Origin of the sequence: Corallococcus exiguus, assembly GCF_009909105.1 — a bacterium.
Taxonomy (GTDB): domain Bacteria; phylum Myxococcota; class Myxococcia; order Myxococcales; family Myxococcaceae; genus Corallococcus; species Corallococcus exiguus.
On the sequence record NZ_JAAAPK010000003.1, the window covers coordinates 17655 to 26820 of the forward strand.

Here is a 9166-nt window from a genome sequence, read left to right on the forward strand (position 1 = left end):
ACCCACACGTACGCCTTCCGAAAGGATTGCTCGGAGCGCTGCAATCCTACGGCACGGAAAACTCCCGGAAAATCCCGGCGAGCTCTGAGACGACCCCCTGATTTTTTGCCCCCTACGCGTTCCTGGAGGGCCGCTGGCGCGTCTTCGGCGCTCGCACGTGGGCGCGGAAGGCTCGAAGCGCGCGTGCGCTGGCGCCCCTTCTGGAGGGCATGGCCCGCCACCGCGACCACCAGCCAGAGCGCGAGCCCGAAGAGCTGGTGAGCCTCGACCCGCTCCTCAACTATCGGCCCCTGGGCAAGCCCGGCCCGGTGACGACGCTGACGCCGCAGCTCGGCGCGCAGCTGTGTCGCCGCATCGCCGCGGGCGACACCCTGCGCGACGCGGCCGCCGCCGTCGGCACCACGGACACCGTCGTCCAAGGGTGGCGCACGCGCGGCACCGAGTCCGTCGAGCGCGGGAAGGAGGACGTCTACACGGCCTTCGTCATGGAGTACGACGCGGCCGCCGCGCACTTCCGGCGTGTCCTCCAGGAAGCCGCGATGGAGAACATCGGCAACCGCGCCTTCAACGACAAGTGGGTCCGCTGGCGCCTGGCCACGAGCGACCCGAAGAACTTCACCTTGCCGCGCACCGCGGGGCCCACCAGCAGCGACGGTGGCGCCTTCGAGCTCGTCACCCCGGATGAGGCGCAAAAGACGCTGGCGGAGCGGCTGGCCCGCTTCCTCACGAACGAGGACAAGAAGCTGGAGCCTCCCCCACCTGCCCCGGAGGAGTAGCCACCCCTTCTGGGTGGTGCAGTCCAACCACCACTCAGGAGCACCGCATGTCCTCCCCGTCCACGCCGTCCGCCGCGTCCACCCCGAGCACCGAAACCGCCCACTGGCGCATGGCCTCCACCGAGTCGCTGGCCAAGTCCATCCAGGAGGCGGAGGGGTGCTCCCCCGAGGAGTCCCTCGCCAAGGCGCAGGAAATGGCCGACACCGTCCAGGGCGAGCCGTCCGAGGTGGACCGGAAGGTGGGCGACTTCCACGTCGCGGCGACCGCCGACATCTCCAGCGCCGCCGCCGAGTTGAAGGCGCTCGACGCGCAGCTCCAGGAGACGGCGGACTCCATCGTCAAGGTCGCGTCCGCTCCCGTCACCCCGGTGGCCCTCGCGGGGCTCATCGACGCGTCCGCCTCCGCCTTCCGCGCCCTGTCGGTCCGTGACAACTCGGGCGCCTGGGTGGACGAGAAGGTGACGAACCAGGTCGCCGCCGACGTGGCCGCGCTGGTGGCCCGGGCGCGCGCCCTCGCCTGCCGCGAGTAGCCGCCCCTTCTCGGAGGGCATGACCAAATCGAAAGCCGTCACCGCCGGGAAGGACCTGCTCCATGGCCTTCCCGTCATCCGCCCCGAGACGCACGGCCGCCACTCGCGCCTGGATGAACTGGCGCTCATCCTCCGGGAGAAGTTCGGCACCACGGCGGGCTTCTCGGACCGGTTGGGCCTCACGCCCCAGGAGCTGCTCGTCCTCTTCTACGAGCCCGAGTACTCCCTCCGCCCCGCCCAGCAGCCGCCGGACATGATTGCCGCCGAGCACGCGCGCTGGCGGACGTGGTTCCTGCTGGGCGGGCGCGGCGCCGGCAAGACGCACGCGGGCGCCTGTGCCGTGCTGCGCGAGGCGAAGGCGGACCCCGAGGCGCGCATCCTCATCGTCGGCCCCACGTACACGGAGATTCAGAAGAACCAGCTCGAAGGCCCCAGCGGCATCATCACCCTGGCGCCGCCGTGGTTCCGCCCCGAGCATCTGAAGTCGAAGAAGCAGCTCATCTTCCCCAATGGCGTGAAGGCCGACTACCTGCCGGCTGCGGACGCGGACAAGTTCCGCGGCTACGGCTACACCTTCGAGTGGCTGGATGAGGTGGTGGCCTGGAAGAAGGACCCCGTCGCCGTCTGGAATGAGTGCTGCCGCGTCGGTCGCGGCACGTCCGCGCGAATGCGCAAGCTGGGACGCTCCAGCCGCAAGGTCATCACCACCACGCCCGCGCCCACGGAGCTCTTCCGCGAAATCCTCAAGCAGCGGGATGGACTCGTGCTCTCGCGCTCCAGCACGTTGGACAACAGCGCGCACCTGGACGACGCCTATTCCCTCCAGGCGCGTGACGCAGCGAAGAGCGCCATCGGCAGGCGTGAGTTCTACGGCGAGCTGGAGTTCGATTTGGACCCGGCCCTCTTCAGGGGGGTGGACTGGAACGCCTCGCGCGTGAAGCCGAAGGACGCGCCCTCCGTCTTCGACTTCATCGTCGTGGGCCTGGACCCCGCCACCGGCGAGAAGAAGGGCGCGGACATGCACGGCATCGTGGTGGTGGGCGTGCGCCGCGAGGAGGACGGGCGCGACCATGCCTACGTGCTCGCAGACCTCTCCCTGAAGAGCCCGGAGCCGGCGGCCTGGGCGAAGAAGGCGGTGGCCGCGCTCAAGGCCTGGGAGCCCCACGCGAAGAAGGACAGCGGCGGGCGGCCCCGCGCGTGGATCATGGCGGAGACGAACACGGGCGGCAGCATGGTGCGGTCCACCATCCATACCCTGGCGAAGGTGAAGGTGCTCACCGAGCGCGCGCGCAACTCGAAGGCGGAGCGCGCGGCGCCCGTATCCATGCTCGCTGCGGCGGGCCTCGTGCACATGGTGGGGAAGCTCGACAAGCTGGAGGAGCAGTTGTCGAAGTTCACCGGTGCCCCGGGCGGCCACGCGCGGGATGACCGCGTGGATGCCATGGTGTGGCCCATCTACAAGCACGTCGTGAAGATGCGGCGCAACGTCGGCGCGGCGGCGGACCCGGAGCCCGAGGACACGAGCGGCGAGGAGTAGCCACCCCTTATTGGAGGGCATGGCCTCCATTCTCTTTCGCGTCGCGAAGGCGCTCGGTCTCGTGCCGACACCTCGGGGCGGTGGACAGCAGCTCGTTCACGCCCTGCCGCTCGTCAGCTTCAGTCCGCGTCGAGGCAGCCGCGAGGTGTTGCGCGCGTACAAGGAAAACGCGTGGCTGCGCCTCGTGGTGGACACCGTGGCCGAGAAGGTGGCCACGCCCCGCTGGCGCGTCTATAAGCGCGCCCGGCCCGGCGTCCTGGGCGTGCTCGACCAGCGACTGAAGTCCGCCGACCCAGCGCTGCGCACCAAGGCGCTGAAGGATGCGAGCGCCGCGGGCGAACTGGTGGAACTGCCGGACCACGAACTGCTGCGCCTGCTGGAAGCGCCGCACCCGAAGTACCCCGGGCGGGCCTACCGAAAGCTCAGTCAGGAGCACGTGGACCTGGTGGGTGAGGCCTTCTTCTGGCTGCGCCGGGATGACACCGGCCGCGTGGTGGGCTGGGAGGTGGTGCCTCCACACCGGGTGATGATGACGCCCACGCCGGAGTCCCCCGTCTTCTTCCTCAGCTACAACACCTTCGTCGGCGCGGTGTCCGAGTCGGACGTCCTCTGGTTCAAGCACCTGGATCCGGAGGCTCCCGAGGACCGTGGGGCCGGCGCCGGCATGGCACTGGGTGATGAATTGGACACGGCGGAGGCCATCTCCCGCGCGACGAAGTCTACCTTCGAACGCGGGGGCGTTCCGGCTGCCATCGTTGGCTTGGGCAACAAGAGTGACGACGACGGCAGCACCACGAGCGAGTCTGCTCAAGACCTGGAAGCGCGCTTCAACGCACAGCACCAGGGCCCGAGCAACGCGGGCAAGGTGTGGTTCGCGCCAGCGGGCGTCTCTCTTGCGCAGGTGCAGGTGAACTTCCGGGAGCTCCAGACGGAGGAGCTGAAGAAGGGTCTGCTGGACTTCATCCGCCAGACGTACAACGTGCCGCCGGAACTGGTGGGCGACCTCACGTCCAGCAACCGCTCCACTGCGGAGAGCGCCGAGTACACCCTCGCGGACTTCGCCGTCCTGCCCCGCCTGGAGTTCTGGCGCACGTGGCTCCAGCACTGCCTGGTGCCCCTCGTCGATAGGGACGCCATCCTCGACTACGACGACCCGCGCCCTCAGGAGTTCGAGCGTGTCTTCAGGTTGATGACGACGCAGCCTACCGAGGCATTCACCTACAACGAGGTGCGCGAGCTGGCGGGCTACGAGCCGGACCCGCTCCTCGAGGGCAAGCGCCCCCCTCCCCTGCCCGGTGCTGGAGGGGGCAACAACCCGCAGTCGGCGTCCGCGAACGCCACACCCAACCCGCCGAGAGACAGGAGCGGCGAAGAGGGGCGGCTGTAGCGCCAGGCGCCGCCCCTTCTTCTGGGGCATGGACAGACGCCCGCGCACCAAGCGCAGCACGCGCGCCCTCAAGCTGAAGCTCTACGAGCCCCCCGCCACTGCTGCGCCGCCCGCGCAGGCCAGCACGCCTCCCGTCTTCCGGCTGATTGACCCGCCAGAGGAGTACGACCGCGACGGGGACCGGATGGCGGCGGGTGCGCTGCGCCTACCGCCCGGCCAGGCGGACGTGCCCCTCTACTGGGACCACAGCCACCAGGACCCGAAGGCCTCCGGCCGCTTCCCCGTCGGTCGCGCGCGCATCTGGTGGGAGGGCGGCGAGCCGCTCATGTCCCCCCTCTTCGATGGCATCGGCGAAGTCTCTCAACTCTGCGCTGCGAAGGTGAAAGCCCGCACCCTCGACGCGTGCTCCATCGGCTACCTCACGCTGTCCGCCCGCCCCAACGACAGGGGTGGCGAGGACGTGCAGCAGGCGGAGCTGGTGGAGGTTTCCATCACGGGCATTGGCGCGAAGCGTTCCGCGCGGAGACTCAAGAGCATGGCGACCCCCGAGGAAGTGCAGCAGACGTTCGACCAGATGGCCAATGACATCGCCGAGACGAAGGCGCTGGTGGCCGAGGTGAAGGAGATGGTGGCGAAGCTGGTGCCGGCGCCCGAGGAGACGAAGAGCGAGGAGGGCCAGGAAGGAGAGGGCGCTGCCGAGGGCGAGGACGCGGTGACGAAGTACTTCCGCAGCCTCGTCACGAAGAAGGCGTAGCCGCGCGCGGCGCCGCCCCTTCTCTCCAACTGGACGCATCACCCAACCCTTCCGCAGGAGCTGTCATGTCCACGCCCCCGAAGCTCGCCGCGCCCGCCGCCGTCCCCCCGGTGGTGGAGGCCGCGCTCGCGCCCATCATCCTCAAGCACGTCGAGGCCGCGCTCGCCGCGCGTCCCGCCATCATCAGCCCCGCGGCGCCCGGTCGCGCGCCCGCCCTGCTGAAGTACAAGGGCATGTTCGACACGGAGCAGCCGGCGCTCGCCGCGTTGGGCCTGCGCCTCAAGGCCGCCTTCCTGGAGTACGAGGACCGCACCGGCCGCGAGAAGGCCAAGAACCTCAACCAGCCGCTGCGTGAGTGGCTGGAGAAGGTGAAGTCCGCGGGCGTCTTCGAGTCCGTCTTCGCCCAGGGCGGCAGTATCTGGGCGCGCGAGTCCCGCAGCGAGGAGATCATCGACGCGCTGCGCCCCGCCTCCATCCTCCTGCGCGCCGGCCCGCGCATCGAGTCGGGCTACGGCTCCAAGCTCACCATCGGCGTCATCAACGAAGGCGTGCATGTGGCGTGGGAGGGCGAAGACGAGGAGTCCAGCGAGTCCGACCTGGACACGGGGGACCTCATCCTCGGCGCCTTCAAGGCCATGGGCACCATCCGCATCGCCAACAGCCTCATGCGCAAGGGCAACCTGCGTTCCGCCGAGCAGCTCGCCGCCGACGTGGGCCGTGCCATGGGCTTGGCCTTCGACCAGGCGGGGCTCGTGGGCAAGGGCTCGAAGACGCCGACGGGCATCGTCAACACCGCTGGCATCACGAAGAAGGCCATCACCGGCACCACCATCGAACAGAAGGTCGCGGACCTGAAGGCCATGGTGGCCGACGTCATGGAGGCGAACATCCCGCTGGAGGGCGCCAACCCGTTCTACTTCATGACCTCCACGACGATGATGGGCCTCTCCAGCCTGCGCGACGCGGCCTCGTCTGGCACCGGCGGCTGGGTGTTCCCCGGCCTCCAGGACCTGCAGAACCCCACCATCAACGGGTTCCCCGTGGGGCACACGCAGACGCTGGCGGGCAAGAACATCATCGGCTTCGGACTCGCGCAGGAGCTGTACTTCGGCAACGCCTCGCCGCTGGAGATGGAGCTGGGCGAGAACGGCAACGACTTCAATCGCGACCGCAAGACGCTGCGCGGGGTGCAGGAGGGCGACTGGCAGGTGCGCCGTCCGAAGGCCTTCTCCGTCCGCACGGGTGTCACCTACTAGGCCGGCATCCCGCCGACCTCCACCCTCACCAGGAGCACTCGCATGCATCCCTCGCTCGCCAACATCGGCGCGTACATCAAGACGAACAACCTGGCCCTGGCGCCCGCGGCGCGCGCGGCCGGCACCACGCAGGGCCCCGTCGTCGACATCCTGTCCTTCCGGTCGGCGGTGCTCGCCGTCGCGGTGGGCGCTGCCACCGGCACGCCCACGGGCATCAGCGCCACCTTCACCTTCGAGTCCCGGGGCAGCACGGCGGGCGCGGAGGGGGCACCGGGCGCGTGGGCCCCCGTGGTGGACCGCGATGGCCAGGAGCTCTCCGTCATCGCCACCGCCGAGTCCGGCGCCGCGGAGCTGGACCTGGACATCTCCTTCCTGGGCGATGACCACGACCAGCTGCGCGTGAAGCAGGTGCTGTCCTTCACCGGCGGCAGCTCGCCGACGCTCATTACCGGCGCGGTGCTGGTGCTGGGCGGCTCCAACCGGAATCCCGTGTAGCGGCGGGCACGCCTTCCCCTTCCCGTGCCTGCCCGGGCCGGGGTGGCCTCGTGCCGCCCCGGCCCTCTTTCTGCTCCGAGGTGCCAATGCCTGCCATCGAGGACCTGCTCACCGCCGCCCAGCTGCCCACCACCGTGCGCGACGCAGCGGATCCCGAGCGCCTGCCACTGCTCATCACCGCCGCGTCTCTGACGCTGGCTTCGCACGTGGGCTACCCGCTGCACCGGCGTCTGGCCGTCGTGGAGTCGGTGGCCAGCCCGGGCGGGCGCTACCTCTGGCTGCGCTCCGGCGGCGTGCGCCAGGTGACGCGCGTGGAGGTGTGCGGCGTGGAACTGCCGGCCGCCGCGTACGCGCTCGAGTCCGCCGTCATGGGGCGGGTGCTGGCGCGTGGGGAGGCGTGGCCCTTCACCGGCCGCTACTCACCCGGCGTCTCCTCCACACCGCTGCACGTGGAGGACACGGGCGAGCTCGTCGTCACCTACGACGCAGGCTGGGTGACACCCGGCCAGGCGGCGCTGGACGTGGGGCTACAGGTGGACCTGCCGGCGGACCTCCAGTTGGCGGCGCAGATGGTGGTGGGCGCGCTGGTGCACGGGGACGGCGCAGAGGAGGCCGTCTCCGAGTCCATCGGCGGCACCTCCCTGACGCGCGCCACGGACGAGGACGGGCAGCTGCCCGCGGTGCCCGCGCGAGCGCGGCGCCTGGTGGCCCGGTACCGCCGCCCGCGCCAGGGGGTGGTGTGATGCTGCTGGGCCACCGCCTCAAGCAGCGCTTCGGCCTGGCGCGGCTACTGGGCGTCAACGACCGCGGGCAGGACGACTTCTCCGCGCCCACCGTGCACGCCTGCCGCTTCGAGGGCAGCACGAAGCGCCTCGTCACCTCCGACGGCACCGACGCCACCTCCGAGGCCGTCCTCTTCACCAAGGTGGAGGTGCGGCCCGGGGACGGCCTCTGGCTGCCCGGCACCACGCCGGGCGACCTCAACACGCGGCGCCTCCCGCTGCGCATCACCCCGTGCTTCGACATCCGCGGAGCGCTGGACCACTACGAGGTGTACGTCTGATGGCCGACGCGTTGAAGGATGTGGAGCTCCACGTGGCCCAGCTGTTGGACGCGGCCGCGCTGGGCGTCTCCCGGACGGCGTCCCCGCCCAGCCTCTACACGGGGCCCATGCCCATGCCGGCGCCGCCGTTGGCGGTGGCCGTGCGTGAGATGCCGGGCGCCGCGCCCGAGGACTACATGGGCACGGGGCGCAGCTACCTTCAGCGGGACGTCCAGGTGCTGGTGCGCGGCCGTGACTACCTGGAGGCCCAGTCCCTGGCCCGCGGGTGCTGGCGCGCGCTGCACCTGGCGGCCGTCCCCGGCTACGTCTCCTGCCGCTCGCAGGGCCTGCCCTCCTACCTGGGCGAGGGCGACAACCACCGGCACCGCTTCGTCCTCACCGTCACCCTCGCCCACGTCGTCTGACGCCAGGCGCCGCCCCTTCTCTTCGGACATGCCTGTCCGCGTGAAGCTCGACCTCGCCCCGCTCCTCAAGCTGCGCCAGCAGCCGCAGCGCGTGCTGAGCAAGCTGGAGAAGGCCTGCTACGCGACCGTGCGCCACGCGCTGGACCTCTCGCAGTTCGATGTGCCGCGCGCGGACAGGGACATCGAGTACGACGAGCACGGGAACGAGAAGCCTTCTGAGCGCCCGCTCGCGGAGACAGGCTACCTGGACGGGCCCGAGTACCACATGGACCGGCGCCTCTCCGTCACCTGGGTGGCGGGCTACGCGCACCACGCGGCCGGCGCCATCCACGAGGGCGTGCACTGGGACCGGGACATCGTCAACCCGGAGCCGCATTTCCTGCGGAAGGCCTTCCGCCGCTCGCGCTCCGTCGGCCGCAAGAGCGTGAAGGCTGCCATTGAGCAGGCTTTGAAAGAGTTGTTTCCCCCGAAGTGAAAGGAATTGAATCATGGCTGGAGAACCCGAAGTCCTCTACGCGCAGCGCGTCCACTTCACCGCCACGCCCACCACCACCCTCGTGAGCCTGGAGGATGGCACGTCCGAGACGCCCTCTACGGAGTTGGACGGCATCAACGAGTGCAGCGTGTCCACGGCCATCGACAGCGTGGACATGAACTACTTCGGCGGCGACGGATACAAGCGCAACGCCGCCACACTGCGCGGCCTCACCATCAGCCTCAACGGGCACCGCATCGCGGGCAACGCTGCGCAGGACCTGATGGAGACGCACATGCTCTCCGGCCAGGTGGGCTACCTGCACGTCATCAAGGACGAGGCGGCGACCGCGGGCAAGCGCGGGGTGCGGTACGCGGCGCGCATCATGTCCTTCGACTCGGGTGGCCCGTCCTCAGACGTGGACAAGCTGACGGCCTCCCTCAACGGCCAGGGCGCGCCCGTCAAGGTGTAGCCGCCCCTTCCTTCCAT

Annotated in this window: 12 protein-coding genes; all 12 read left to right on the top strand. The window is 70.1% G+C overall.

Going from position 1 to position 9166, the window contains the following annotated elements:
• Positions 1 to 209 precede the first annotated feature (209 nt).
• The 12 genes from GTZ93_RS11555 (at position 210) to GTZ93_RS11610 (ending at position 9149) form a co-directional block, all read left to right on the top strand.
• Entirely contained in the window at positions 210 to 776 is a 567-nt protein-coding gene (locus GTZ93_RS11555; RefSeq protein WP_139917266.1) for a hypothetical protein, read from the top strand.
• Between the two features lie 47 nt (positions 777 to 823).
• Positions 824 to 1306, top strand: coding sequence for a hypothetical protein (locus tag GTZ93_RS11560; protein ID WP_139917264.1), 483 nt, complete (start codon positions 824 to 826; stop codon positions 1304 to 1306).
• A 19-nt stretch (positions 1307 to 1325) separates the two neighbouring features.
• On the top strand, positions 1326 to 2843 hold the full coding sequence (locus tag GTZ93_RS11565; RefSeq protein WP_139917262.1) for a terminase large subunit domain-containing protein: 1518 nt from the start codon (positions 1326 to 1328) through the stop codon (positions 2841 to 2843).
• 19 nt (positions 2844 to 2862) lie between these two features.
• Positions 2863 to 4230: a phage portal protein gene (locus GTZ93_RS11570; RefSeq protein ID WP_139917260.1), complete on the top strand. Its 1368-nt coding sequence runs from the start codon at positions 2863 to 2865 to the stop codon at positions 4228 to 4230.
• Between the two features lie 28 nt (positions 4231 to 4258).
• Positions 4259 to 4984: an HK97 family phage prohead protease gene (locus tag GTZ93_RS11575; RefSeq protein WP_139917258.1), complete on the top strand. Its 726-nt coding sequence runs from the start codon at positions 4259 to 4261 to the stop codon at positions 4982 to 4984.
• A gap of 65 nt (positions 4985 to 5049) precedes the next feature.
• Positions 5050 to 6240 (top strand): phage major capsid protein, encoded by a 1191-nt coding sequence (locus tag GTZ93_RS11580; RefSeq protein ID WP_139917256.1) that lies wholly within the window; start codon positions 5050 to 5052, stop codon positions 6238 to 6240.
• A gap of 42 nt (positions 6241 to 6282) precedes the next feature.
• Complete coding sequence (locus tag GTZ93_RS11585) at positions 6283 to 6735, top strand: hypothetical protein (RefSeq protein ID WP_139917254.1); 453 nt, start codon at positions 6283 to 6285, stop codon at positions 6733 to 6735.
• An 86-nt stretch (positions 6736 to 6821) separates the two neighbouring features.
• Positions 6822 to 7478, top strand: a complete 657-nt coding sequence (locus GTZ93_RS11590; protein WP_139917252.1) for a hypothetical protein — start codon at positions 6822 to 6824, stop codon at positions 7476 to 7478.
• Entirely contained in the window at positions 7478 to 7798 is a 321-nt protein-coding gene (locus GTZ93_RS11595; protein ID WP_139917250.1) for a hypothetical protein, read from the top strand. The genes GTZ93_RS11590 and GTZ93_RS11595 overlap by 1 nt, the downstream gene beginning before the upstream one ends.
• On the top strand, positions 7798 to 8202 hold the full coding sequence (locus tag GTZ93_RS11600) for a phage tail terminator protein (RefSeq protein ID WP_139917248.1): 405 nt from the start codon (positions 7798 to 7800) through the stop codon (positions 8200 to 8202). Before GTZ93_RS11595 ends, GTZ93_RS11600 begins: the two co-directional genes overlap by 1 nt.
• 40 nt (positions 8203 to 8242) lie before the next feature.
• On the top strand, positions 8243 to 8677 hold the full coding sequence (locus GTZ93_RS11605) for a hypothetical protein (RefSeq protein ID WP_257979096.1): 435 nt from the start codon (positions 8243 to 8245) through the stop codon (positions 8675 to 8677).
• A gap of 13 nt (positions 8678 to 8690) precedes the next feature.
• Positions 8691 to 9149 carry a phage tail tube protein gene (locus GTZ93_RS11610; protein WP_139917244.1) on the top strand — a complete coding sequence of 153 codons (459 nt, stop codon included), beginning with the start codon at positions 8691 to 8693 and terminating at the stop codon, positions 9147 to 9149.
• Positions 9150 to 9166: the final 17 nt, after the last annotated feature.

Bases quoted from the DNA above. Each gene is read 5' to 3' on its own strand.
- GTZ93_RS11555 (WP_139917266.1), top strand. From the start codon at position 210: ATGGCCCGCCACCGCGACCACCAGCCAGAGCGCGAGCCCGAAGAGCTG.
- GTZ93_RS11560 (WP_139917264.1), top strand. From the start codon at position 824: ATGTCCTCCCCGTCCACGCCGTCCGCCGCGTCCACCCCGAGCACCGAA.
- GTZ93_RS11565 (WP_139917262.1), top strand. From the start codon at position 1,326: ATGACCAAATCGAAAGCCGTCACCGCCGGGAAGGACCTGCTCCATGGC.
- GTZ93_RS11570 (WP_139917260.1), top strand. From the start codon at position 2,863: ATGGCCTCCATTCTCTTTCGCGTCGCGAAGGCGCTCGGTCTCGTGCCG.
- GTZ93_RS11575 (WP_139917258.1), top strand. From the start codon at position 4,259: ATGGACAGACGCCCGCGCACCAAGCGCAGCACGCGCGCCCTCAAGCTG.
- GTZ93_RS11580 (WP_139917256.1), top strand. From the start codon at position 5,050: ATGTCCACGCCCCCGAAGCTCGCCGCGCCCGCCGCCGTCCCCCCGGTG.
- GTZ93_RS11585 (WP_139917254.1), top strand. From the start codon at position 6,283: ATGCATCCCTCGCTCGCCAACATCGGCGCGTACATCAAGACGAACAAC.
- GTZ93_RS11590 (WP_139917252.1), top strand. From the start codon at position 6,822: ATGCCTGCCATCGAGGACCTGCTCACCGCCGCCCAGCTGCCCACCACC.
- GTZ93_RS11595 (WP_139917250.1), top strand. From the start codon at position 7,478: ATGCTGCTGGGCCACCGCCTCAAGCAGCGCTTCGGCCTGGCGCGGCTA.
- GTZ93_RS11600 (WP_139917248.1), top strand. From the start codon at position 7,798: ATGGCCGACGCGTTGAAGGATGTGGAGCTCCACGTGGCCCAGCTGTTG.
- GTZ93_RS11610 (WP_139917244.1), top strand. From the start codon at position 8,691: ATGGCTGGAGAACCCGAAGTCCTCTACGCGCAGCGCGTCCACTTCACC.